Raw genomic sequence first — 26,171 nt, forward strand, 5'->3', positions numbered from 1 at the left:
TTTAAGGAGGCTTTCATCAATGGCTGTAAAAATCAAAACACCAGCAGGTACCATTGAGATTACCAATGAGGTTATCGCCACAGTTGTTGGCGGTGCTGCGACAGATATTTATGGAATCGTCGGTATGGCTAGTAAAAACCAAATCAAAGATAATTTAAATGGCATTTTGCGTAAAGAAAATTATTCTAAAGGCGTGGTCGTACGTCAAGAAGAAAATGGCGTTGCGGTCGACGTATATACTATTGTAAGTTATGGAACAAAAATTTCAGAAGTTTCTCGTAATGTGCAAGAAAAAGTAAAGTATAACCTTGAAACACTATTAGGTGTGACAGCTAATTCGGTCAACGTATTTGTGCAAGGTGTTCGTGTGTTGCCTGACTAGGTAGCCAGCTGTCAAATAGATGAACGATCATCTATTTGCAGGAATCTCAAAGGAGGATTTTTTAGGTGAATGTAACAGAAATCAGTGCAAGTCAGTTCCAAGAGATGGTTCAGGCTGGTGCGAGTCGTCTGCATGTGAATGCAGAATACGTCAACTCATTGAATGTTTTCCCTGTGCCAGATGGTGATACAGGAACAAATATGAACTTATCTATGACAAGTGGAGCGAAGGCTGTAGCCGATTCTCGTTCTGAAAAAGTCGGAGAACTTACAACGATTCTTTCAAAAGGATTATTGATGGGCGCTAGAGGAAACTCTGGTGTTATCTTATCACAATTATTTCGTGGTTTTTCTAAGCAAATTCCAGATGTCGAGACGTTGAATGCTAAAGATTTAGCAGCAGCGTTTACGCATGGAGTAGAGACTGCGTATAAAGCAGTAATGAAACCCGTAGAAGGAACAATTTTGACTGTTTCCCGTGAAGCTGCCCGTTCTGGTGAACGCAAAGCAAAAGAAACAGATGACTGTATCGAAGTGATGGAAGCTGTCGTTAAAGGTGCAAAACGTGCTTTAGCTAAAACTCCTGATCTTCTACCTGTCTTAAAAGAAGTAGGCGTGGTCGACAGTGGTGGTCAAGGTTTGTTATTTATTTATGAAGGCTTTTTAGAAGCTTTATCTGGCGAATTTTTAGCAACAGAAATCTATGAGCCAAGCCCAGGTGAGATGGATGAGATGGTCAACGCTGAACATCACCGTGGCGTCAGTGGACATGTTGCGACTGAAGATATCAAATTCGGTTACTGTACAGAAATCATGGTTCAAATCGGTGAAGGTCCAACTGTGGACAGTGATTTCGATTATGAAACATTTAGAAACTACTTGAACGAATTAGGAGATTCTTTACTTGTCGTAAACGATGATGAAATCATCAAAGTTCATGTGCATACAGAGCATCCAGGTGAAGTGATGAATTATGGACAAAAATTCGGTTCATTAGTGAAAATCAAAGTAGACAACATGCGCTTACAACACGAAACGCTAGTTGAGCATGACGCACAAGCAGCCGTAACTAAAAAGGCACGTGTTCCTTATGCAGTTATTGCAATTGCAGCAGGAGAAGGTGTTCAAGAATTGTTCAGAAGCCTTGGTGCAAGCTATATCATCAGCGGTGGTCAAACAATGAACCCTAGTACTGAAGACATATTGAAAGCTGTTAAAGAAGTTAACGCAGATCAAGTTATTATCTTACCTAACAATAAAAACATCTTCATGGCAGCTGATCAAGCAGCAGAAGTAGCAGATATTCCAGTAGCAGTTGTTCCAACAAAAACAATCTCTCAAGGAATGACAGCGATGCTTGCTTTTAATGATCAACAAACATTAGAAGAAAATAAAACAACTATGACAGAAATGATCGAAAGTGTAGTCAGCGGACAGGTAACAACAGCTGTACGTGACACAACAATCGACAATGTTGAAATTAAAAAAGATGACTATCTAGGCATGATCGACGGCAAAATTGTAGTATCAGAACCAGATATGTTCAACGCATCATTGGATACACTAAAACGCATGATCGATGATGAGACAGAAATCATAACGATTATTGTAGGTGTCGGTGGTACAATGAAAGAAGCTGAAAAATTTGTAGAAGCATTGACTGCTGAATATGAAGAGTTAGAGACAGAACTTCATGAAGGTGGACAACCTGTTTATCCTTACCTATTTTCAGCTGAATAAATTGAGAGAATCAAAAAGCCAGACACTTGTTGTTTGGCTTTTTCTATAGAAAATAAATAAATAGAGTGTAAATCACGTATCTATTAATGAGAGGAGGAAAAGCGGTGAACGTATCAGATGACATCGGTGTGCTCCCGGGTGTTGGGCCAAAACGGGCGGAAAACCTAAAGGAGTTAGGCATTCAAACGATTGAGGATTTGTTATCTTATTACCCTTTTCGATATGATGATATCCAAGAAAAAGAGCTAAACGAAATTCAAGATCAAGAGAAAGTTACCTTAAAAGGGTTAGTGGTATCTGAACCTGTTGTTAGTCGTTATGGGTATAAAAAAAGTCGAATGATGTTTCGGATGATGCAAGACCATGCGGTGATCAACGTTTCCTTCTTCAATCAACCTTATTTAAAAGATAAAATCATACTGTCCGAAGAAATTGCAGTCTATGGAAAATGGGATGCTAAACGAAAATCATTGAATGGTATGAAAATTTTAGCAGCTAAAAATGATGGTGAAGATTTTGCTCCGATTTATCATGTAAATAAAAAAGTTCGTCAAAGCAGTCTGATCCAGCTTATTCGTACAGGGTTTGAAAAATACGGTGAGTTGATTACTGAAATTTTACCGGAAGATTTATTAGCGAAATATCGTTTGATGCCAAGAAAAGAAGCGATGTTGGCCATGCATTTTCCAAACGATCCAGAAGATAGTCATCAAGCAAAGCGGCGAGTCGTTTTTGAAGAATTTTTCTTATTTCAATTAAAAATGCAAGGATTGAAGAGACAAGAAAAAGCAGAAAAAAATGGATTGAGCATTCAGTATGATGTAGAACGATTAAAATCATTTACACAAAAGCTGCCTTTTGAGTTGACTACAGCTCAAAAAAAAGTAACAAATGAAATTTGTCGGGACTTAATGAGTCCGAATCATATGCAACGTTTATTACAGGGCGATGTTGGAAGTGGGAAAACAGTTGTAGCGGCAATTGCTCTTTACGCAACGATGACAGCAGGTTTTCAAGGGGCTTTAATGGTCCCGACTGAGATATTAGCACAACAGCATATGGAAAGCCTTCAACAATTGTATGATCTATTAGAAGTTCGTACAGCGTTGTTGACTGGATCGACCAAGACAAAGGAACGCCGAGAACTTCTTGAACAATTAGCGACAGGCGAAATCGATATCATCATTGGTACCCATGCGTTGATTCAAGAAGATGTCTTGTTCCATCGGCTAGGGCTAGTGATTACAGATGAACAGCATCGATTTGGTGTGAATCAACGCAGAGTCTTAAGAGAAAAAGGGTTGAAGCCTGACGTGTTATTCATGACTGCTACACCGATCCCTAGAACTTTGGCAATTACAGCTTTTGGTGAGATGGATGTCTCGATCATTGATGAAATGCCAGCTGGTCGGATTCCAATAGAAACGCGCTGGATTCGTCCGCCTCAATTAGATACAGTCTTAGAATGGATGGAAAAAGAATTGGCTCGTGGGCATCAGGCATATGTGATTTGCCCATTGATTGAAGAATCTGAGGCACTGGATGTTAAAAATGCAACAGAGATATTTGAACATATGTCGGCGTTTTTCAACCCTACTTATCAGGTCGGTTTGCTTCATGGGAAAATGAAAAATCAAGAAAAAGAAGAGATCATGCAGGAATTCAAAGAAAATAACTTGCAGTTACTGGTTTCTACTACTGTGATCGAAGTCGGCGTAAATGTTCCCAATGCGACGGTTATGTTAATTATGGATGCGGATCGTTTTGGACTAGCACAATTACATCAGCTTCGTGGGCGTGTTGGTCGAGGTTCGGAAGCATCTTATTGTATTTTAGTTGCAAACCCGAAAAATGAAATGGGTGTGGAACGAATGAAAATCATGACAGAAACGAATAATGGTTTTGTGCTGAGTGAAAAGGATTTGGAATTACGAGGACCAGGTGAAGTGTTTGGCGCCAGACAATCGGGTGTGCCTCAATTTGCAGTTGGCGATATCGTAACGGATTTCAATATTCTTGAGGTTGCACGCCAAGAAGCTAGCGTTATTTGGAAAAAAGAGCAATGGTGGATTTTACCGGAATATCGTGGTATTGCTGATAAAATTAAGCCAAATGATGATGAGCAGCAGTTCTTTGATTAGTGTTTGAGAAGTTACATGCGCTGAAGAGAGATGATCCGCTTTTCGTGATCTAGCTGTACGAAGCAGACCGCTCAACAAATAGATAAAATGATGAAAAGATAAAAAGCATCTTCCCATCATTTTCCTAATTGCCTTGACACACAATGAATGAAATGAGTTGATGTAAAAAGGTACCTGCTTGGTTGTTCGAGGTCTAAACGCTTCGTTCCGCTTTTCGTGATCTAGCTGTACGAAGCAGACCTCTCAACAAATAGATAAAATTTTGGAAGGATAAAAAGCATCTTCCCATCATTTTCCTAATTGCCTTGACACACAATGAATGAAATGAGTTGATGTAAAAAGGTACCTACTTGGTTGTTCGAGGTCTAAACGCTTCGTTCCGCTTTTCGATATGTTATACTACTTATTGTAATTTACCTAGGAGGGACTATGTTATGAAGATTGCAGTTGATGCAATGGGTGGCGATCATGCGCCACAGGCGATTGTTGAAGGCGTGATGTTGGCCAAACAGGATTTTCCAGAGATTGAGTTTTTACTTTATGGAAAAGAAGATGACATTAAAAAATATGTAACAGATGAAACGAATATTACGGTTATTCATACTGATGAAAAAATCAATAGCGATGATGAGCCAGTTAAGGCGATCCGTCGTAAGAAAACGGCGTCGATGGTATTAGCCGCACAAGCAGTAAAAAATGGTGAAGCTGATGCGATTTTTTCAGCAGGTAACACAGGTGCGTTATTAGCTGCAGGATTATTTATCGTTGGACGAATCAAAAACGTTGAACGACCAGGCTTGATGTCGACTTTGCCTGTGATCGGTCAGTCAGATGGTGGATTTGATATGTTAGATTTAGGTGCAAACGCCGATAATAAACCAGAACATCTTGTCCAATACGCTGTGTTAGGTTCATTTTATGCTGAAAAAGTTCGAAATATCGCGAAACCTCGGGTGGCTCTTTTAAATAATGGTGCCGAAGAAACTAAAGGTAGTGAGCTGACTAAAAAAGCCTTTGAATTGCTTTCAGAAGAAGAAGGTATTCATTTTATCGGAAATGTCGAAGCACGAGATTTATTAAGTGGAGCAGCAGATGTTGTTGTGACAGATGGTTTCACAGGAAATGCTGTGTTAAAATCAATTGAAGGAACAGCCTTAAATATGATGGGACTTTTAAAATCATCGATTCTTGCAGAAGGATTCAAAGGCAAGATGGGCGCATTGCTTTTAAAAAATGCCTTACGTGGTATGAAAGATGAAATGGATTACTCCAAACATGGTGGAGCGGTTCTTTTTGGCTTGAAAGCGCCAGTCATCAAAACACATGGATCGACAGGACCAGAAGCTGTACGCTACACGATTCGTCAAATTCATACAATGCTGAAAACAGAGGTCGTACCTCAACTGGTTAGCTATTATGAAACAAAAGAATAATTAAATCCGCAACCTATTTGCAACTCTATTGTAATAATTTTGCAAAAAAGGATGGACAAATCAATCATTTGTGAGTACAATGTATCATAGCGTTTAACTCAATCGTGAGGAACGCTTTTCAAATGCAGTGGAGGTGAATGCAATTGACTCGTGAAGAAGTACTTGAAAAAGTAGCGAAGATTATCTCAAACCACTTTGATATTGAAGCTGAGAAAGTGACAGATCAATTAAACATTAAAGATGACTTGAACGCAGATTCAATTAGTGTAATGGAATTTGTTTTAGAGCTAGAAGATGAGTTTGGTACAGAAATTTCTGATGAAGACGCAGAGCAAATTGAAACAGTTGGTGCTGCTGTAGATTATATTATGAATAACTTATAATTAAAAAAAGAGGTTAGGATAGAAGTGTATAATTTCGAGAAATAAGAGGACATTCACGAAAATTGTTCTTCAAATTTTTTGTGAATATCAACTTATTCCCGAAGGCGTTGCTTCTGCTCTCGCCATTTATTCGGATTCCTTAAGGTTAGGATATAACTCGTAGAGTTATGTCTTAGCCTCTTTTTTACTTATTTAGAAAAATTTGCATTACCAAAATGTTGCAATTTTTACAAATATTATATACAATTGCCTAAATATGATTACAATGAGAATATAGATTATTTGGGAACGATTACAATGAGTAAGTGAATAGAAAGTATTAAAAAACGAGGTTTTTTTACTAATGTTCTCTACTGTGTTGTGTTATTTAACTGAGTATAGAGGAGTGTATTAAAGTGAGTGATGGTAATCAATTGTTAGATGTTCAACATCTGCACACAGGATTTCGTATTAAAGATGAATATTATGATGCTGTTGATGATGTGTCATTTGAATTAGGTAAGAACGAAATTTTGGCAATTGTTGGTGAGTCGGGTTGTGGAAAAAGTACTTTAGCTACAACGATAATCGGCTTACATGATGCAAATAATACTCGTGTAACGGGCGAAATTCTGTACAAAGATTTGAATTTAACTACGTTTAATGAGCAACTATATAATAAAATTCGAGGCAATGATATTGGGATGATCTTTCAAGATCCATTGTCAGCGTTGAATCCTTTGATGCGAATTGAAGATCAGATCAAAGAAAGTTTGACTTATCATACAGATATGAACGCAGAACAAAAACAAGCTCGGGTAATCGAATTATTGACACAAGTAGGTATTCCAAAACCTGAACGAGTTGGGAAGCAGTATCCTCATGAATTATCTGGAGGAATGCGTCAACGTGTAATTATTGCAATTGCTATTGCTTGTAAACCAGCAATCATTATTGCGGATGAACCAACCACAGCATTGGACGTAACGATACAAGCGCAAATTTTAGATTTACTCAAGGACTTACAAGAAGAAACGGGTTCTGGCATTATTTTGATTACTCATGATTTAGGGGTAGTAGCTGAAATGGCTGATAAGGTAGCTGTGATGTATGCCGGGCAATTTGTTGAGGTTGCGACAGCAGAAGAATTGTTTAACGATCCGAAACATCCATATACACGTTCTTTATTACAGTCGATTCCTCAAGAAAATTCAGATGATAGTCAACTGCATGTAATTGAAGGTGTCGTTCCATCGTTAAGCAAGTTACCAAGAGAAGGCTGTCGTTTTGCTCCGAGAATTCCTTGGATTTCAGAGGATGCTCATGAAGCAGAACCAACATTGCATGAAGTGTCAGAGGGCCATTTTGTCCGCTGTACATGCTATCAGCATTTCCATTTTAGAGACGATCAGGAGGAAGTATAATGGCAGAAATCATTCAAATCAAAGACTTGAAAGTTCATTATCCTATCCGCAGTGGCTTCTTCAATCGAGTGACCGATCATGTGCTGGCAGTTGATGGTGTTGATTTTATTATTGAAAAAGGGAAGACATACGGTTTAGTTGGTGAATCTGGTTCTGGAAAATCAACTACAGGAAAAGCAATTATTGGCTTAGAGAAGGTTAGCAATGGCAGTATTTTATATCAAGATCAAGATGTAACAAAAGCGCATAATCGTAAAGCGATGAAATACAATAAGGATGTTCAAATGATTTTTCAAGATTCAATGTCCAGTTTAAATCCTAAAAAAAGAGTGCTGGATATTATTGCTGAACCGATCCGTAATTTTGAACGATTGAGTGATCAAGAAGAAAAGAAAAAAGTCAAAGGGCTTTTAGATATTGTAGGAATGCCGGAAGATGCGTTGTATAAATATCCGCATGAATTCTCAGGTGGACAACGGCAACGTTTAGGTGTGGCCAGAGCAGTTGCAACAAATCCTAAACTGATTATTGCAGATGAGCCAGTTTCAGCTTTAGATTTATCCGTTCAAGCGCAAGTTTTGAATTTTATGAAAAATATCCAAGAAGAATATGGGTTGAGTTATTTATTCATTTCACATGACTTAGGTGTTGTAAAACATATGTGTGATAATATTGCGATCATGTATAAAGGTCGATTTGTCGAGATTGGTACGCGTCAGGACATTTACACAAACCCACAGCACATTTATACAAAACGCTTATTGTCAGCTATTCCTAAAATCGATGTTGCGCATCGTGAAGAACATAAAGCGCAGCGTCGCCAAGTAGAAAAGGAATATATCGAACATCAAAAAGATTATTATGATCAGGATGGTCGCGTGTACGATTTACGTAAGATCAGTGAAACGCATCAAGTAGCGTTAAAAGATGGGAGTGCAGTCTAATGTGGAAGACGATTTTACGGCGTATACTTTTAATGATTCCTCAAATTTTGATTTTAAGCGTCTTGATCTTCATATTGGCTAAAATGATGCCAGGTGATCCTTTTACAGGGCTAATAAATCCAAATACAGATCCTGCAGTAATTGAAAAAATGCGTGAATCAGCTGGATTGAATGATCCTTGGACAACACAATATGTACGTTGGATCGTGAATGTCTTCCATGGAGATTTTGGTGAGAGCTTTATTTTCAAGTTACCCGTTTCAACTTTGATTGGTGGTCGTGCAGTTAATACTATTTTCTTGTCTTTATTAACAGTTGTGATCATGTATGCAATTGCTTTACCACTAGGTGTTTTATCTGGACGTTATCAAAACTCTATTTTAGATAAATTTGTAGTGGTATACAACTTTATTAGCTTTGCGGTACCGCCATTTATTTTTGCACTGGTTATGCTATTTATTTTCGGGTACCGTTTAGATTGGTTTCCAACGACAGGTTCAGTCTCTAGTGGTGTTGAACCAGGAACAGCAGCTTACATCTGGGATCGTTTTTATCATTTGATTTTACCAGCGTTATCTCAGGCACTTCTTGGAACGGCAATCACGATCCAATATTTACGTAATGAAGTGATTGATTCTCAGTCGCTTGATTATGTTCGGACCGCTCGTTCAAAAGGGGTACCAACAAATAAAGTTTATACAAGACATATTTTCAGAAATGCTTCATTACCAATCGTATCTCAACTTAGCTACGAAATTACTGCTTTGATCAGTGGATCGGTAGTTATTGAAAAAATCTTTGGTTATCCAGGAATTGGGAAATTATTTATCGACTCGATCGGACAACGGGATTATGCAGTAATCACGGCCTTAGTATTGATTTTAGGAGTTGCAACGCTTGTCGGGAATCTGATTTCAGATATTGTGATGAGTCTTGTAGATCCACGGATTCGGGTTCAATAGAAAATCAATTTTAAGGAAAGGAAGAGACGAGATGGATAAAAATAAAGAAACTGAAGTAGTGACTGTGCCAGAAACGATCCCACCGATGGGATTTCGAATGATCGCAAGAGAATTCAAAAAAGATAAATTAGCTATTTTTTCACTTGTATTGTTAGTCGCTATTTTATTGGTTGTTTTCATAGGAGCTTTATTGACCGATCAAGACAAAGTGATGACAGTGAGTATTTTAGATAAATATGCCGAGCCTGGTGGGAACTTCATACTAGGAGCAGATGAGGGTGGCCGTGATATCCTTGGTCAATTGATTATTGGTGCCCGTAACTCTGTTGTGATCGGTTTTGCTATCACGATCCTTACATCGATCATCGGTGTAGGTATAGGGATCGTTTCAGGTTATTATGGTGGAATATTTGATAATGCAGTAATGCGTGTTGTTGACTTTATCATGATTTTACCGATTATGATGATCATTATTGTTTTTGTTACAATCATTCCTAATTATAATGTTTGGTCTTTTGTGTGGATCATGAGTGCATTCTACTGGGTCGCAAAGGCGCGGCTATTCAGAAGTAAAACACTATCAGAAGTCCGAAGAGATTATGTGAGTGCTTCAAAAACCTTAGGAACAAGTGATTTTAAAATCATGTTTCGCGAAATCATGCCAAATCTAAGTTCATTGATCATCACAAACTTAACGATCAACTTTGCGGCAAATATCGGAATCGAAACAACGCTTACGTTCTTAGGATTTGGTTTGCCGACAAATGTACCGAGCCTTGGAACATTGATCGGATATGCCAGCAATGGTGATGTTTTAGCGAATAAAACATGGATATGGGTACCAGCATCAGTACTGATTTTAGTTATGATGTTATGTATAAATTATATTGGCCAAGCGTTTAAACGTTCAGCAGATGCTAGACAGCGTTTAGGTTAAGAAGAGGAGGAAGTAGTGTGAAAAGCAAAAAACTTTTGGGTTTAATGACATTAACAGCAGTGGTGGCTATAACATTAACTGCATGTGGTGGGGGTAAAAAATCAGGTTCTGATAATAAGAATGTGGAAACTGAAGATATCAGTAAATTTACAATGACGGTCAAAAATGATAAAGAAGCAATCAAAGGCGGGACTTTGGATGTAGCTGTGGCTTCTGATACACAGTTTAAAGGATTGTTTTCAGAAGTCTATTACCAAGATACGTATGATTATTATTATATGGCTCCATCTCATGAAGGATTATTCTCATACGATGAAGACTTCGTGATTACAGATGATGGAGTTGCTAAACTAGATTTAGACGTTGACAATAAAAAGGCAACGATCACATTGAAAAAAGATGTTAAGTGGTCAGATGGAGAATCTGTAACAGCAGATGATCTGGTTTACCCTTATGAAGTAATTGGGAATAAAGAATATACTGGGATTCGTTATGATGACGACTTTATGAATGTTGTGGGTATGGACGAATACCATGATGGAAAAGCCGATACTATTTCTGGTATCAAAAAAGTAGATGATCAAACGATTGAAGTAACCTATAAAGAAATGAACCCAGGAATGCTCCAATTAAGTGGTGGTGTGTATACAAGTGCAATGCCAAAACATGTCTTTAAAGATATTCCCATCAAAGATCAAGAAAAAAGTGATGCAGTCCGCAAAAATCCTGTAACATTCGGTCCTTACTATATGAGTAAGATCGTAACTGGAGAGTCAGTAGAATACTTGCCGAATGAGCACTACTACCAAGGCAAACCTAAACTAGATAAAATCGTATTTACAAACGTACCGACAGCATCGATTGTTGAAGCTGTAAAAGCGAAGAAATATGATATGATTTATTCAATGCCGACAGATAACTATCCAACATACAAGGATTCAGAAGGATACCAAATGCTAGGACGTGAAGAATTAGCATACACATATATTGGGTTCAAACTAGGTACTTTTGATAAAGAAAAAGGTGAATCTATTTTAAATCCAGATGCCAAAATGGCTGATGTGAAATTACGTCAAGCGATGGGGTATGCGGTGGACAACGATGCAATTGGTCAAAAATTCTATAACGGTCTACGTACTGGAGCAACAACATTGATTCCGCCAATCTTTAAAACTTTACATGATACAGAAGTAAAAGGGTACCAATATGATTTAGATAAAGCGAAGAAACTTTTGGATGATGCAGGCTATAAAGACGTAGATGGTGATGGTCTTAGAGAAGATCCTAAAGGGGAGAAATTGACCATCAACTTTGCTTCAATGGCAGGTGGCGAAACAGCTCAACCTTTAGCGGATTACTACCTACAACAATGGAAAGAAATCGGATTAGATGTGAAATTAGCAACTGGTCGTTTAATTGATTTCCAAGCATTCTACGATAAGATTAAAAATGATGATCCAGAGATCGATGTTTTCCAAGCTGCTTGGAGTGTGAACAGCGCACCATCTCCAGCCGGTTTATACGGACGCAATGCCGCATTTAATTATTCTCGTTTTGTTTCAGAAGAAAATGATAAATTATTAAGCGCGATTGATTCAAAAGAATCTTTTGATGATACGAAACGTAAGGAAGCCTATGATGCATGGCAAGAATATATGTTTGAACAAGCACCTGTTATTCCTACATTGTATCGTAATGAAATTATGCCAATTAATGATCGAGTGAAATCATTTACTTGGAATTATGAAAATACTAGAGATTACTATACTATTGAATTAACAGCTGAAAAACGTTAGTCTATTGAATTGAGGAACAAGTAGTTATGAAGTTAAGTTCATAGCTGCTTGTTCTTATTTTTATTATTGTTAAATTTCATAGATGGCAGCTTTATAAACGAAGGAGAATTATAGCATGCAGCATAAGATAATTAAGTTTGGAAAAAAAGTGGACAAGATCATCTTGCTTACTTAGTAGATATAGGTCTAAAAGTAAGGATGTCTCTATTACTCTTAATTCAAGAGGCTTATATCTATCTGTGACAAAGAACAAACATTTTTTGTCACTTGTACACTAGACAGAGATTTTGAAGAATGATAACCTTCTTGTTAAGCGCTTTCATTCGGAGGTGTCGTAAATAATTTAAATAAGGAGAGATAAGATGGAAAAAACACTCGTTATCATCAAACCAGATGGCGTTTCACGAAAATTAGTCGGAGAAATCCTGCAGCGATTTGAAAAAAAACAATTGAAGCTTAGTCAATTAAAAATGGCAATAATGTCTCGTGAATTAGCAGAAGAGCATTATGCACATGTGAAAGAATTCGATTTCTTTGATGATATGATCACCTATATGACATCGTCAGAAGTTGTTTATCTCGTTTTAGAAGGAACTAGTGTTATCAAAACGGTTCGGAAAATGATCGGTGCAACCAATTGTTTAGAAGCTGAACCTGGAACGATCCGAGGCGATTATGGCGCGAATATTCACCAAAATATCATCCATGCATCGGATTCACCAACCGCCGCGGAAATTGAAATCAAACGGTTTTTTCATGAAGACAATTAAATCAAAAGCGTATCAAGATTTTGTGATGATCTTGAGCGCTTTTTGTCTTTTTACATTCAATGAACAGCAGGAAATTCGTAGTTTATGATAAAAATATGCTCAAATCATTAGGAAATTCTTCAAATACTATGAATTCAGCAGTGTTTTTAACGCAATTCCTCTCTAACCATTTAAAAATCCAACAAAAAAAAGTATAATAGAGAAGGTTGTAAATAAACTTAAAGGAATGTAGCAAATGGACAATCAGCTAACTACAGAATTAAAAGAACGTTACGGCATTGTTTTCCATGATGTCAACCTATTAGAACAAGCTTTTACCCATTCATCCTATGTGAATGAGCATCGATACTTAAAATTATCTGACAATGAACGACTAGAATTTTTAGGAGACGCCGTTTTAGAGTTATTGGTTTCTCAATATTTGTATAAACAATTTCCAGAAATGCCAGAAGGGAAGCTGACGAAAATGCGGGCTGCGATCGTTCGTGAAGACAGTTTATCCAAATTTGCGAAAGAATGTCATTTCGACGACTATATTCTTTTAGGCAAAGGAGAAGAAAATTCTGGCGGACGGACACGTCCAGCATTGCTTTGTGATTTGTTTGAAGCCTTTTTAGGTGCTTTATTTTTAGATCAAAAAGTTGATGCGGTCAAAGCATTTATTGAAGAAGTTATTTTTCCAAAAATCGACGCCGGTGCTTTTTCACATGAGATGGATCACAAGACACACTTACAAGAAGTATTACAACGACAAGGGGATGTTACTATTGAATATCGTCTGGTCAATGAAGAAGGACCTGCCCATGATCGAATCTTTTTTGTTGAAGTTTATGTCAATGAAAAAATGATTGGAACAGGTTTTGGTAAGTCGAAGAAATTAGCAGAACAGGATGCCGCTGAACGAGCGCTGAAACAAAATCCTGAATAAGTTTGGAAGGAGCCGTTTTATTCGTGTATTTAAAACGAATTGAGATCGCAGGATTTAAATCCTTTGCGGATCGAACCGTTATAGAGTTTGAAAATGGTGTGACGGCTGTCGTTGGACCTAATGGCAGTGGAAAAAGTAATATCACCGAAGCGATCCGCTGGGTCTTAGGTGAGCAGTCTGCTAAAAGCCTTCGCGGCGGCAAGATGCCAGATATTATTTTCGCAGGTTCAGAAGGTCGTAAAGCCTTGAATATTGCTGAAGTAACTGTTGTATTAGATAATAGTGATCACTTTTTACCGCTAGATTTCACGGAAATCAGTGTAACGCGTCGCTATCGCAGAACAGGTGAAAGCGATTTTTATATCAATAAACAAGCCTGTCGTTTGAAAGATATCCACGATTTATTTATGGATTCTGGTTTAGGGAAAGAATCTTTTTCAATCATCTCTCAAGGGAAAGTCGAAGCGATTTTTAATAGTAAGCCAGAAGACCGACGTGGTATTTTTGAAGAAGCGGCTGGGGTTCTGAAATACAAACAACGTAAGAAAAAAGCAGAACAAAAACTATTTGAAACAGAAGATAACTTGAGCCGTGTGCAAGATATCATTTATGAATTAGAAGACCAACTGACTCCTCTAGCTGCACAAAGCGAAGCGGCCAAGGAGTTTTTGAAACTTAAAGAGAGCTTGACTGAAATCGATGTCAGCTTAACGGTAACAGAAATCGAAGCAGCAAAAAAAGTCTGGGAAACCAAAACAGCTGAACTGACTGGAATCGAAGAAAAGTTACAGCTTGCCAGTAAAAAAATTCGTGATTCAGAAGATGAACTATTTCAACTACGTGGCAAACGCAATAAATTGGATGAGCAGATCGAAACGGAACAACAACAGCTTCTACAAATCACTGAAGCATTGAAACAAACCGAAGGACAAAAAAACGTCTTAGTCGAACGCTCAAAACACACGATGCAAACAACCAGTGAATACCAACAGTCTTTAGAGGAAAATGCGGAGAAAATTACTCGCTATCGTGAAGAAGTCCAAGAACTACAAGCAAAAGTGACTGAGAAAAAAGCCCAACGTGAATCATTAGTTGAAGCAATCAACGCCTCAGAGCTAGAAGTCGAAAAATATAGTAAATCATCAAAAGAATTATTAGAAGAATTACGTAGTCAATACGTTGAAGTGATGCAAGGACAAGCCAACACGACCAATGATCTAAAATATTTAGAACGTCAGTATCAACAAGAAACAGCTAAAAATCAACAATCTATCCAAAAACATGAAGCATTAGAAAAACAAATGCAAGAAGCTTTAGCGGAGAAAGAACAATTAGAAGCAAGTGTCTCTACATCTGATCGATCGTTATCAGATCAAAGAGAACAATATACGCAATTAAAGCAACAATTGGATCAAAAGCAAGGACAATTAGCTGTGAAACAAAAGCAAATGTACCAAGCGATGAACCAAGTGCAACAAGCCAAAGCTCGTCAAAAGAGCCTACAAGAAATCCAAGAAAATTATTCAGGATTCTATCAAGGTGTTCGTGCCGTTTTGAAACACAAAGCCCAATTAACTGGAATCGTGGGTGCTGTTGCCGAATTGATCGATGTACCAAAAGACTATACGTTGGCGATCGAAACAGCGTTAGGTGGTGCGGCGCAACATGTCGTTGTGGAAACGGAAAAAGATGGTCGTGCAGGTATTACTTTTTTGAAACAGCAACATAGCGGACGGGCAACTTTTCTGCCGTTGACTACAATCAAACCAAGAATGGTTTCTAGCGCAGTACGTGATCGCGTCAGCAATATCTCAGGATTTCTAGGAATTGCCAGCGAATTAGTCCACTTTTCAGATGAAGTCAGTAATGTCATCCAGAATCTGCTTGGAGTGACTATACTTGCTGAAACATTAGAGAGCGCCAATCAATTAGCGAAAGCGGTGAATTATCAATACCGTGTCGTTTCTTTAGATGGCGATGTCATGAACTCAGGCGGTTCGATGACTGGTGGCGCTACTAAACGAGGCAACCAAGGTAGTCTATTTTCTCAAACACAAGAACTCCAAACCCTGACAGAACAAATGGAGCGCGTGGAAAAGCAATTGACAGCCAACGAAAAGGAAGTTCAACAATTAACGGAGGACGTCAAACACCTTAATGAGAAATTAGAGCAACTACGTTCAACAGGTGAAACGAGCCGTTTAAGACAACAAGAATTACAAAATAAACTAACAAATCAAGAAGAAACAATCACTCGTTTAACAAAGGAACAACGCTTATTTGAATTTGAAGCGCGTGAACTCCATCAATTTTTAACAGAGTATCAAACCAGAAAAGAAGAGCTAACACAACAACAACAAGAACTGAATCAAACAAAAGACCGTTTAGATCGAGAAATGAAACAAGTCGATGAAGAAGCCAGCCAAATGGAAACATTGCGAGCAGAAGCATTTGAACGGTTTAATCAAGTTCAGGCAGATCAAGCTGTTGTAACGGAACAATTGGCTCATTTAAATGGACAAACAGCAGAAAAACAAACGCAATTAGATGAATTTTTAGCGAGAGAAACAGCCTTACGTCAACAATTACAACAATTGAATGACCATTCGACCGATCATCAAGTAACAGAGGAAAGTTTAGCTGTTCAATTAGAACAACTAGCCGAAAAAAAAGAACAATTACAGACAAGCATTCAAGAAGCCAAATCTGCTCGTCAACAACTACAAGAGCATGTCGATCATATGGATGCTGGATTGGCTGAAGAAAATAAACAACAACAACATTTATTGACAGAACAAACCAAGATCGAAGTTGAGAAAAACCGTTCAGAAATCAAACTAGACAACTCCTTACAATATTTACAAGAAGAATATAGCTTGACCTTTGAACGTGCTAATGAAGATTACGAATTGACGATTGACAAAGAGCAGGCAAAAATCGAAGTAAAACGCTTGAAACGCGATATCGAACGATTAGGTCCAGTCAATCTAAACGCCATCGAGCAATACGAACAAGTCAATGAACGTCATGAGTTTTTAGTTTCTCAACGTGATGACTTGTTAGACGCCAAAGAGCAATTATTCGAAACGATGGGTGAGATGGACGAAGAAGTCAAAGCGCGATTTAGTGAAGTTTTTGAAGCGATTCGGTCACAATTTAAAGTTGTCTTCCCTAATATGTTTGGTGGCGGTCGAGCAGAGCTGATTTTAACTAACCCAGAAGATTTATTGAATACCGGGGTAGAAATCGAAGCACAACCTCCAGGCAAAAAATTGCAAAATCTAAGCTTACTTTCAGGTGGCGAACGGGCATTAACAGCGATTGCCTTATTGTTCTCAATTATACGGGTCAGACCCGTTCCGTTTTGTGTCTTGGATGAAGTCGAAGCGGCATTAGATGATGCGAACGTTTCGCGTTTTGGTCATTATTTGAGTGAATTTGAAGACGATACGCAATTTATTGTGGTGACGCACCGTAAAGGAACAATGGAAGCAGCCGATGTATTATATGGTGTAACGATGCAAGAATCAGGAGTATCGAAAATCGTTTCTGTTCGTTTGGAAGAAGTGAAAGAAGGCGGCGCAATCGTTGCTGAAACGTAATTGAATAAGATAGGGGGCATGACAGATTGATTAAATTAATTGCGATTGATTTAGATGGCACACTTTTAAATAGTAAAAAAGAAATCTCTGTACGAAATAAAGAAACATTGGCACAAGCAAAAGCTGCAGGTGTTAAAATCGTCATTTGTACAGGTCGACCGTTAGCAGCAATCGGCATTTATTTAGATACTTTGAATTTGCGAGACAATGGAGATTATAGTATCACTTTCAATGGCGGTTTGGTTCAAAAAAACGATACAGGTAAAATTATCGAAAAAGCAAACATGCCTTTAGAAAATGTGCAAGATCTGTATGAGCTGGCCAAATCATTGAATGTTCCTTTGGATATTTTATCTGATGGACTGGTGCTGCAGCTGCCAACGACACAAGATCATGAATCGTTATACAGCCAGCTAAATAAATTACTAACATATGAGTCTTATGAATTAGCCCAACTGACTGCGGATAGAATCTATAACAAAGCCGTGATCGCAGTAGATCAAACATATTTAGATGAGCAAATCAAAAAAATCCCGAGCGCATTTTACGATCGCTATGAAATCATCAAAACTAGAAGTAATTTACTAGAATTTATGCCTAAAGGAATCACAAAAGCATATGGGATTTCATTATTAGCAAGAGATTTAGGTATTAAACAAGACGAGATCATGACAATCGGTGATGAAGAAAATGATTTACCGATGATCGAATATGCAGGACTTGGTGTAGCAATGGAAAATGCTGTTCCTAGAGTGAAAAGTTTGGCAGACGTGATTACAGACACAAACGACAATGACGGTGTTGCACAAGCCGTTGAAAAATTTGTCTTAGAACCATTGAGAGGAGGAAATTAAATGGGATTTTTCGATAAAATAAAAAAAGCCTTTATGAACGAAAAAGAAACGCAGCCTGCTGAAATTGAAACCGATCAAACATTAGATGAACCTGTGGAAAGAGGCGAAGTTTCAGAAGAAAAACAAGCTGAACAAGAACCGATGGAACAAGTACAAGAAGAGTTTACTGAAGAATCAACGGAAGAACCAAAAACGGAACTGGAAACCGCCCCTTTGACTATGGTAACGCCAGTTATTCAAACAGAAGAACTCGTTGAACCTGAAGTGATTGAAGAACAAGAAGAAATCATTGTACAAGAAAAGTATGAAAAAGGGTTAGAAAAAACACGAAAAACATTTGGCGCACGTTTGAATGAGTTATTCGCTAATTTCCGTTCAGTTGATGAAGATTTCTTTGAAGAACTAGAGGAAACCTTGATTGGTGCAGATGTTGGTTTTGATACAGCGATTAAAATCACTGAATCTTTACGCCAAGAAGTGAAATTACGTAATGTGAAAAAACCTGCAGCAGTTCAAAATACAATTATTGAAAAAATGGTTGATTTGTACGAAGCAGAAGGCATCGAAGAAAATAATGCTTTGAATATTCAAGCAAATGGACTAACAGTTATGCTTTTTGTTGGTGTTAATGGAGTAGGTAAAACAACCAGTATTGGGAAACTAGCGCACGAGTTCAAGCAGGACGGAAAAAAAGTCTTGTTAGCAGCAGCAGATACCTTTAGAGCAGGAGCCATCGATCAGTTAGTGGTCTGGGGCGAACGTGCTGGAGTCGAAGTTGTTCGAGGCAATGCGGGTGGAGATCCAGCAGCGGTTGTTTTTGATGCAGTAGAACGAGCGAAGACAGAAAATACGGATATCTTGCTTGTGGATACAGCAGGACGCTTACAAAATAAAGTCAATTTGATGAACGAATTAGAAAAAATCAAACGAGTGATCCAACGTGAATTGCCAGATGCACCGCATGAAGTATTACTTGTGGTCGATGCAACAACTGGACAAAATGCGATGTCACAAGCGAAACAATTTAAAGAAACGACAGATGTCACTGGATTAGTTTTAACTAAATTGGATGGTACAGCTAAAGGTGGGATCGTGATAGCGATTCGCAATGAGCTGCATTTACCAGTGAAATTAGTTGGACTGGGTGAAGGAATCGATGATTTAGAACCGTTTGATGCAAATGATTTTGCGGTTGGATTGTTTAAGGGATTGTTGAAGGTGGAAGATTAACTGTAAAATTTTTAGGTGCCTATGAATTTTAAAGAAAATAAAGAGCTCTCTGTGGAAGTTATTCCTCAGGGAGCTCTTCTGCAAAGTAAAATTAATAATGAAATTTAATAGTGATAAAAACTATTCTTAAATTTAGTTATATGGTGATTATTCTCTCGTGTAAGCTCCTGGGTTACTTCCATCATAATTGCTTATAAAGTCGGCCGTAGATTTATACGCTGTATCCGTATCATCACTTACCCATCTTCCTGTATACGGAACATCTTTCTTTTCAGGTAGCCCAAAGTTTTTGATTAGTGACTTACTACCCAAGATTAACGTATCTAAATTATCCATGGAAGAAAAGAGATCTCCACTCATTTTTGAAGTATCCCATTGGCTGTTCTCAAGTGAAGTCAAGGCATCTGCTTTTGAAAACATCCCTAACATACTTGTTACATTATGAGTATCCCATGTTTGTAAATTAATTGTTTCTAAAGCTTTACACCAGTAGAACATCGAAGACACATTTGTAGTATTGCTAGTATCTAGTAAGTCTACATTTTCAATTTCGGTTAACTCAGTTAATTCATTAAATAGAGAAGATGAATTAACAGCGGCTGTTACTTTTTTTGTGAAAACAATTTTTTTGATTTTCTTATTGTTTAATAATTTTGAATCTTCAATTTCTGTTTTGATTTTAAAATCGTAATCAGTAAGAAAAAATCAGATGTTCGGCAACTTCTCAAAAATGGATCAATATGAAAAGCATGTTGTTTTTTAGCCTAGTTGCTCAAATTTTAACGACTTTTTACCTTTCTAAAACCACCGATACCGCTATCAATTGGTTAGAAAAGGATTGCAAACTTTAGCATATATACTAAATCAGACAAAAATCACTTGAGAAGCTAGAAATTTCAAGTAAAACAAATCACGGCGGCATTAGCCCACGAAAACCCCTTAGAGACCCAAACTCTAGGGGGTTAGTGTATCTTATGCTTTTTTTCTGTACATTAATTATATCATTAAGGAAAAATGATGTACAGAGGAAATAATGAAAAACAACCATTTATTTTCTTTAATCAGAAAGCCTATCATTCTGCTTTCTGATTTGTTCGAGATTTATGCGGTTCATTTCGCTTTTCTTGATCCAGTTACATGAACCAAACCTCTCAACAAATAGACAAAATCGCTTAAAGATAAAGAGCATCTTTAAGCGATTTTCCTAATTTGTTCGAGGTTTAAACGGTTCATTTCGCTTTTCTATTGATCCAGCTGCATGAACCAGCTCTTCGGAAAAAAGATGAATCCTATTAGTGACAAAAAGCATCACGAATAGGATTCCCTATTTTTCAGTCAGAGCTAAACGGTTCATTCCGCTTTTCTATTTACAAATTATTCGTTTCAATTCCATAATCTTCAGCGATTTTCTTCAAGCTAAATCCTCGACCGAAAACTTCACTTGCGTTCATCGTAACAATAAATGCTTCTTCGTCGATAGACATAACAGTCTCTTTGATTTTAGCAAAATCTTTTTCACTGATAACCGTCATCATCAACATACTTGGATTTTTTTGATAGCCACCTTCAATTGGGATCAGGGTCAATCCTTTATCCATCTCTACCAAAATTTTCTCTTTGATTTCCGCATATTTTGGTGAAATGATCATCACATTTTTCGAACGAACAAAGCCGACTTGCACCATATCTACGATTCGTCCAATGAGATATAAGCAAATCAGAGAGAATAGTACTGTGTCAGTATTAAAAACAAATAAAGCAGATAGAATCACTAGTCCGTCGACAAATAAAATCGAAACACCTAATGAAATTTTAAAATACTTGTTGACGATTTGAGAAATAATTGCTGTTCCACCAGTCGAAGCATTGCCTCTAAATTCTAGCCCTAACCCAATTCCAGTTAAAATACCACCGAAGATCGTTGCTAGGAAAATATTATGTGTGAGCACAGGTAAATGCGTAGTGATTCCTACAAAAAATGGATAAATCAAACTTCCGTAAATTGTTTTTATTCCTACCTCTTTCCCTAAAAGTAAAAAACAAAGAAGTAATAAAGGTAAGTTGATTGCATATAAAACTAAGGCTGGATTGGTTCCAAACAGATAATTGATTACCACACTAATTCCGTTGGCGCCGCCTGCTACTATTTTGTTTGGTAGTAAAATCGAATTGATCGATACTGCTAAAATAAAAGAGCCAATCGTCACGTATAACGTATCTTGGATTTGCCTTTTTGAAAATTTCATTTAAACTGTTCCTCCATTTCATAGAATGTCGGGCATTTCTATATTGAACGAAAAATAAGAGCAAAAGAAAATAGTTCAACAAATATCCCCTAGTTATACTATCACGAATAACTAGAAGATATCATGAGATATTTTTAATTTTTTAGTCGGTGAGTGTGGTAAAATTAGAGAAAGTAAAAGATTTATCACTAATTAATTATATGAATGTTAGAAAACGTTTATTCCATAGCTGTTCATGATGCTGGATAATTGTTTTTGCGCCTAACAGATCGTTGTTTAACGTTGTACTTAGACCACGTTTCATAAAACAAGTATAGCCTAAACCATGAGCCATGCGAATAGTCGTATCAACGCAGTATTCCGTTTGAGCACCGCAAAATTCAAGTTCGGTGACTGAAAGTTCATCCAGGAGGTCTTTTAATGGTGTTTGAAAAAAAGAATTTGCGTGGGTTTTTCCAACGTAAAAGTCTTCTGTTGTAGCATTAAGTTGATCAAATAGCTGCCAGTCGGGGCTATCAACGACTAAATCGGCATCTTCATGTTGGATAAATATAATCGGTAATTGATGCTGTCTATAGTCTGAAATGCGCTGATTTACAGCGATCAATAGATCATTAAGATGAAATAACCCGGTTCCAAAATTTTCTAGACCTTTTTGGAGATCGATTACTACCAAGGCTTTAGTAGGCATTGTTTGCTCCTTTGTTATAAATTATTTTTCTTTTTAGTATACAATGAATTTAAATGTCTTGAAAGGATAGAATTCGGCGAATAAAAAGAACTGTTTTTTACCAATCAAAGGAAATTTATTTTCTTTTTAACAAAATTTAAGCTAAAAGATTCTTTTTACATCTCTTTTTCTATATAATGATGAGTGATGAAATAATAACGGGAAGAAAGGCGACAGTATGAAATTTAAAGAGTTGTTACAGAAAAAAAATGCACGCCCTTATTTGATGGCTGCACGATTTGGATTAGAAAAAGAAAGCCAACGCACGACATTTGATGGTCAATTAGCAATGACAGATCATCCGGAAGTTTTGGGAAATCGCTCCTATCATCCATACATTCAAACTGATTTTAGTGAGACTCAAATGGAATTGATCACACCAGTGGCAAACTCTCTTAATGAAATGATGCGTTATCTTGCAGCGATTCATGATGTAGCACTGCGTTCGATGAATAAGCACGAGATGCTTTGGCCGCTAAGTATGCCGCCAAAATTACCGCTAAAAGATGAAGACATAAAAATTGCCAAACTTGAACAATATGATGGTATTCTTTATCGTCGCTATTTGGCAAGAGAATATGGCAAACGCAAGCAAATGGTTAGCGGGATTCATTTTAATTTTGAATATGATATCGAATTGGTCCAAAAGCTTTTCTCAGAACAAACAGAATACGAAACAATCGAAGAATTTAAAAATATTCTCTATATGAAAGTTTCACGTAACTATTTGCGTTACCGATGGCTAATTACGTATCTATTTGGCGCATCCCCAGTCAGTGAGCCTGGCTATTTTACAGAACAAGAAGAGCAACCGAAAGGGCCTGTCAGAAGTTTACGAAACAGTTCGTTTGGCTATAAAAATAATGAAAATGTCGACGTATCTTATGAGTCGCTTCAACACTATATTCATGACATTCATCGAATGGTTGAAAATGGTGTATTATCGGAAGAAAAAGAATTTTATTCTGCAGTTCGCTTGCGTGGTGGGAAACAAATGGCTGATTTGCCAAAAACCGGTGTACGTTACATCGAACTTAGAAATCTAGATTTAAATCCCTTTGCGCCATTAGGGGTAGAGGAAGAATCGCTTGAGTTTATTCATTTGTTTATGTTGTATTTGTTGTGGACAGATGAAAAAGAAGCGCCTAATGATTGGGTAGCAACAGGTGATTTCTTGAATGAACAAGTTGCATTGGGCCATCCATTTGCCCAAGTGAAGCTATTGGCAGAAGGGGATCGTATTTTTGCAGAAATGGATGAAATGATCGAAGCTTTGGGTCTATTTAGATCGAAGAAACTATTAGAAATTCACCGAGCGCAACTAAGAACACCAGATTTGACGATCGCTGGAAAAATGTGGACGATCATTGAAAATAACTCAAATCATGAATTGGGGATTATTTTTGGAAAAGAATACCAAGGAATGGCTTTTGAGCGGCCATATCAATTAGCTGGTTTTAGAAATATGGAGTTATCCACACAGCTATTTTTATTTGATATTATCCAAAAAGGTGTAGAAGTCGAGTTATTAGATGAATCAGAACAATTTTTGAAACTTAAGCACAACGACCATATTGAGTATGTCAAAAATGCGAATATGACGAGTAAAGATAGCTATATTGTTCCGTTGATCATGGAGAATAAGACGGTTACTAAAAAAGTTTTGGCAGAAGCTGGTTTTACGGTACCTGCTGGAGATGAATTTAATACGATCGAACAGGCGGAACAAGCTTATGTGAAGTATTCGGAAAAAGCCTTTGTGATCAAACCAAAAACGACAAATTACGGTTTAGGAATTACTATTTTTAAAGAGGGAGCTTCCTTAGCAGATTACACAGAAGCATTAAAATTAGCTTTTAAAGAAGATTCAGCTGTGTTGATCGAAGAATTCTTACCAGGAACGGAATATCGTTTCTTTGTGATAGATGACAAAGTGCGAGCGATCTTACTTCGTATACCGGCAAATGTAGTCGGCGATGGCATTCGATCTGTTGAAGCGTTGGTAGCAGAAAAAAATCTAAATCCATTAAGAGGAACGCATCATCGTTCTCCATTGGAATTGATTCAGTTAGGTGATGTTGAACGATTGATGTTAAAAGAGCAGAATCTTTTGACGACATCTGTTCCTGAAAAAGATCAAATTGTTTATTTACGCGAAAATTCAAATATCAGTACGGGTGGAGATTCCATTGATGTAACAGATGATTTTGATGAAAGCTATAAACAGATTGCCATTGAAGCAGTCCAAGCAATAGGAGCGAAAATCTGTGGAATTGACTTGATTGTGCCAGATAAATCAGTTAAGGGAATGAAGAATAGCCAAACGTATGGCATTATAGAAGCAAACTTTAATCCAGCTATGCATATGCATGCTTATCCACATTCAGGTCAAGGTCGTCATTTGACGATGGATGTATTGAAGATGTTATATCCGGAAGTGTTTCAACAGAAATAATGTTAAATATAGAAAATATTTGGGCAAAAACCATCTAGATCAGAGAATCAAGTATAGTCTGTGCATCAATGTTTATCTGCGAGTTTTTGACTAAAAAGCATCCACTCGTTGCTTTTGCTCCGATTCATTAAGGCTATGGTATAACTCGTAGAGTTACCATAGCCTCTTTTTTTGTAGATTTTTGGCAAAAGAATTAACTTAGAACTACGACAAATAAATTTAATATTCTAACGCTTTGATTGCGATTGTTTGTTTGGTTTCTTCTACTTCTAATCCAGTTTTCTTTTCCCACCATTGTTTCATCTCACGTTCATAAGTCGTTGGAAATGCTTCCACTACCTCACTCATTGTTTTTCCTTGCATACGAGCATAAGGATAATTCAAAATGAGATTATATTTGAGTTCCGTTAATAAACTATAATATTGAAACATCATAAAATGCAGCGCCTCATCATCTTGATTTATTAATACACTTGGCGAATGATCTAACATAAATCCAAAACTACGCATCATAAAAGTGAAAGCATCCATATGATCTTCTTCAATCTGTTCTACTTCTCGTAATAATTTGATATGGGCATTCAAAGCATTTGCTAAATCTTGTTTTAATAAATATGACTCTATCATAATGATTTCTCCTTTATTTAAATAATTTATGCCAAAAGCCTTTTTTTGGTTGTTCAGGTCGAGTCGCTGAGACTGGTTTAGGATATTTTTTGTCAACGTCAATTATTGCTTCATTTACAGCGTCTTTTGCAGTTAAAACTAACCCCAAAGCATCAGGAGTATTCTCAACAAAATCGTTCATCACAGTGAACTTTATTTGTCGTTCATTGATCAATTTAATATAAACAGATTGCAAATCAGTTGCCATGGTGCCATTTAATAGAACGGTAGCATCAGGATGTTGCGTTAGTTCTTGTAAGAAATTTGCTTTGTCTTCTGCATTTTTCATCTGTGCAATCGTCATCGTTAGGTAGCATCTTTCACGGAAGGTTCCCATATATTTGCGCTGTTCTTCTGGTTTTAGTAGCGGGGTGCCATACATTGCATTATCCAAATGTTTCTGTAAGTCATCTTGTGCCATTAATTATCTAACCTGCTTTCATATAGTCCTAAGTCAAATTATAGCATAGAACAGGCAGTAAACACCCGAAATAACTGAATTTCCTTACTAAATGAGAATGAATAAAAGCTAAAAAAGTATTGCTTTTATGATCCATTTCGCATAGACTA

At 37.2% G+C, this 26,171-nt stretch carries 21 protein-coding genes; 16 read left to right on the forward strand and 5 right to left on the reverse strand.

The window, feature by feature from the left end; translation table 11 throughout:
• The first annotated feature begins 19 nt into the window (after positions 1-19).
• The 15 genes from AC4BC4_RS01265 to ftsY all read left to right on the forward strand — a co-directional run bounded on the left by AC4BC4_RS01265 (position 20) and on the right by ftsY (position 19,504).
• Positions 20-382: an Asp23/Gls24 family envelope stress response protein gene (locus AC4BC4_RS01265; protein ID WP_010761897.1), complete on the forward strand. Its 363-nt coding sequence runs from the start codon at positions 20-22 to the stop codon at positions 380-382.
• A 65-nt stretch (positions 383-447) separates the two neighbouring features.
• Entirely contained in the window at positions 448-2,121 is a 1,674-nt protein-coding gene (locus AC4BC4_RS01270) for a DAK2 domain-containing protein (RefSeq protein ID WP_438757610.1), read from the forward strand.
• 86 nt (positions 2,122-2,207) lie between these two features.
• Positions 2,208-4,262, forward strand: coding sequence for an ATP-dependent DNA helicase RecG (recG, locus tag AC4BC4_RS01275; RefSeq protein ID WP_490476513.1), 2,055 nt, complete (start codon positions 2,208-2,210; stop codon positions 4,260-4,262).
• Positions 4,263-4,696: 434 nt separating this feature from the next.
• Entirely contained in the window at positions 4,697-5,695 is a 999-nt protein-coding gene (gene plsX / locus AC4BC4_RS01280) for a phosphate acyltransferase PlsX (RefSeq protein ID WP_490476514.1), read from the forward strand.
• Between the two features lie 143 nt (positions 5,696-5,838).
• Positions 5,839-6,078, forward strand: a complete 240-nt coding sequence (gene acpP / locus AC4BC4_RS01285) for an acyl carrier protein (RefSeq protein ID WP_010761893.1) — start codon at positions 5,839-5,841, stop codon at positions 6,076-6,078.
• 395 nt (positions 6,079-6,473) lie between these two features.
• On the forward strand, positions 6,474-7,481 hold the full coding sequence (locus AC4BC4_RS01290) for an ABC transporter ATP-binding protein (RefSeq protein WP_438757607.1): 1,008 nt from the start codon (positions 6,474-6,476) through the stop codon (positions 7,479-7,481).
• Positions 7,481-8,425, forward strand: coding sequence for an ATP-binding cassette domain-containing protein (locus AC4BC4_RS01295; protein WP_490476515.1), 945 nt, complete (start codon positions 7,481-7,483; stop codon positions 8,423-8,425). The genes AC4BC4_RS01290 and AC4BC4_RS01295 overlap by 1 nt, the downstream gene beginning before the upstream one ends.
• Positions 8,425-9,387 (forward strand): oligopeptide ABC transporter permease, encoded by a 963-nt coding sequence (gene opp4B, locus AC4BC4_RS01300; protein WP_438757605.1) that lies wholly within the window; start codon positions 8,425-8,427, stop codon positions 9,385-9,387. Before AC4BC4_RS01295 ends, opp4B begins: the two co-directional genes overlap by 1 nt.
• Before the next feature lie 31 nt (positions 9,388-9,418).
• Positions 9,419-10,324, forward strand: coding sequence for an ABC transporter permease (locus tag AC4BC4_RS01305; RefSeq protein WP_490476516.1), 906 nt, complete (start codon positions 9,419-9,421; stop codon positions 10,322-10,324).
• A gap of 44 nt (positions 10,325-10,368) precedes the next feature.
• Entirely contained in the window at positions 10,369-12,120 is a 1,752-nt protein-coding gene (locus AC4BC4_RS01310) for an oligopeptide ABC transporter substrate-binding protein (protein WP_490477334.1), read from the forward strand.
• A 362-nt stretch (positions 12,121-12,482) separates the two neighbouring features.
• The gene (ndk, locus tag AC4BC4_RS01315; protein WP_490476517.1) at positions 12,483-12,890 is read left to right on the forward strand and encodes a nucleoside-diphosphate kinase; all 408 of its coding nucleotides are present in this window, start codon (positions 12,483-12,485) and stop codon (positions 12,888-12,890) included.
• A 235-nt stretch (positions 12,891-13,125) separates the two neighbouring features.
• Positions 13,126-13,818 (forward strand): ribonuclease III, encoded by a 693-nt coding sequence (gene rnc / locus AC4BC4_RS01320; RefSeq protein ID WP_438757601.1) that lies wholly within the window; start codon positions 13,126-13,128, stop codon positions 13,816-13,818.
• Positions 13,819-13,841: 23 nt separating this feature from the next.
• On the forward strand, positions 13,842-17,420 hold the full coding sequence (smc, locus tag AC4BC4_RS01325; protein ID WP_490476518.1) for a chromosome segregation protein SMC: 3,579 nt from the start codon (positions 13,842-13,844) through the stop codon (positions 17,418-17,420).
• A 26-nt stretch (positions 17,421-17,446) separates the two neighbouring features.
• Positions 17,447-18,274, forward strand: coding sequence for a Cof-type HAD-IIB family hydrolase (locus tag AC4BC4_RS01330; RefSeq protein ID WP_490476519.1), 828 nt, complete (start codon positions 17,447-17,449; stop codon positions 18,272-18,274).
• On the forward strand, positions 18,275-19,504 hold the full coding sequence (gene ftsY / locus AC4BC4_RS01335) for a signal recognition particle-docking protein FtsY (protein WP_490476520.1): 1,230 nt from the start codon (positions 18,275-18,277) through the stop codon (positions 19,502-19,504).
• Between the two features lie 147 nt (positions 19,505-19,651).
• On the opposite strand, the gene AC4BC4_RS01340 is transcribed toward ftsY, so the two are convergent.
• From AC4BC4_RS01340 to AC4BC4_RS01350, 3 genes are all read right to left on the reverse strand, one after another.
• Positions 19,652-20,182, reverse strand: coding sequence for a BspA family leucine-rich repeat surface protein (locus AC4BC4_RS01340; protein WP_490477335.1), 531 nt, complete (start codon positions 20,180-20,182; stop codon positions 19,652-19,654).
• Positions 20,183-20,871: 689 nt separating this feature from the next.
• The gene (locus tag AC4BC4_RS01345) at positions 20,872-21,750 is read right to left on the reverse strand and encodes a YitT family protein (protein WP_490476521.1); all 879 of its coding nucleotides are present in this window, start codon (positions 21,748-21,750) and stop codon (positions 20,872-20,874) included.
• Between the two features lie 196 nt (positions 21,751-21,946).
• On the reverse strand, positions 21,947-22,441 hold the full coding sequence (locus AC4BC4_RS01350; RefSeq protein ID WP_490476522.1) for a cysteine hydrolase family protein: 495 nt from the start codon (positions 22,439-22,441) through the stop codon (positions 21,947-21,949).
• Between the two features lie 217 nt (positions 22,442-22,658).
• Here AC4BC4_RS01350 and gshAB point away from each other — a divergent pair, with 217 nt between their 5' ends.
• Entirely contained in the window at positions 22,659-24,935 is a 2,277-nt protein-coding gene (gene gshAB / locus AC4BC4_RS01355; protein ID WP_490476523.1) for a bifunctional glutamate--cysteine ligase GshA/glutathione synthetase GshB, read from the forward strand.
• Between the two features lie 219 nt (positions 24,936-25,154).
• Here the strand turns inward: gshAB and AC4BC4_RS01360 are convergent, their stop codons facing one another.
• Together AC4BC4_RS01360 and AC4BC4_RS01365 are read right to left on the reverse strand one after the other, a co-directional pair.
• The gene (locus tag AC4BC4_RS01360; protein WP_490476524.1) at positions 25,155-25,562 is read right to left on the reverse strand and encodes a hypothetical protein; all 408 of its coding nucleotides are present in this window, start codon (positions 25,560-25,562) and stop codon (positions 25,155-25,157) included.
• A 13-nt stretch (positions 25,563-25,575) separates the two neighbouring features.
• On the reverse strand, positions 25,576-26,022 hold the full coding sequence (locus tag AC4BC4_RS01365) for a YueI family protein (RefSeq protein ID WP_438757593.1): 447 nt from the start codon (positions 26,020-26,022) through the stop codon (positions 25,576-25,578).
• Between the last annotated feature and the right edge of the window lie 149 nt (positions 26,023-26,171).

The organism is Enterococcus sp. AMC1086 (assembly GCF_058216575.1).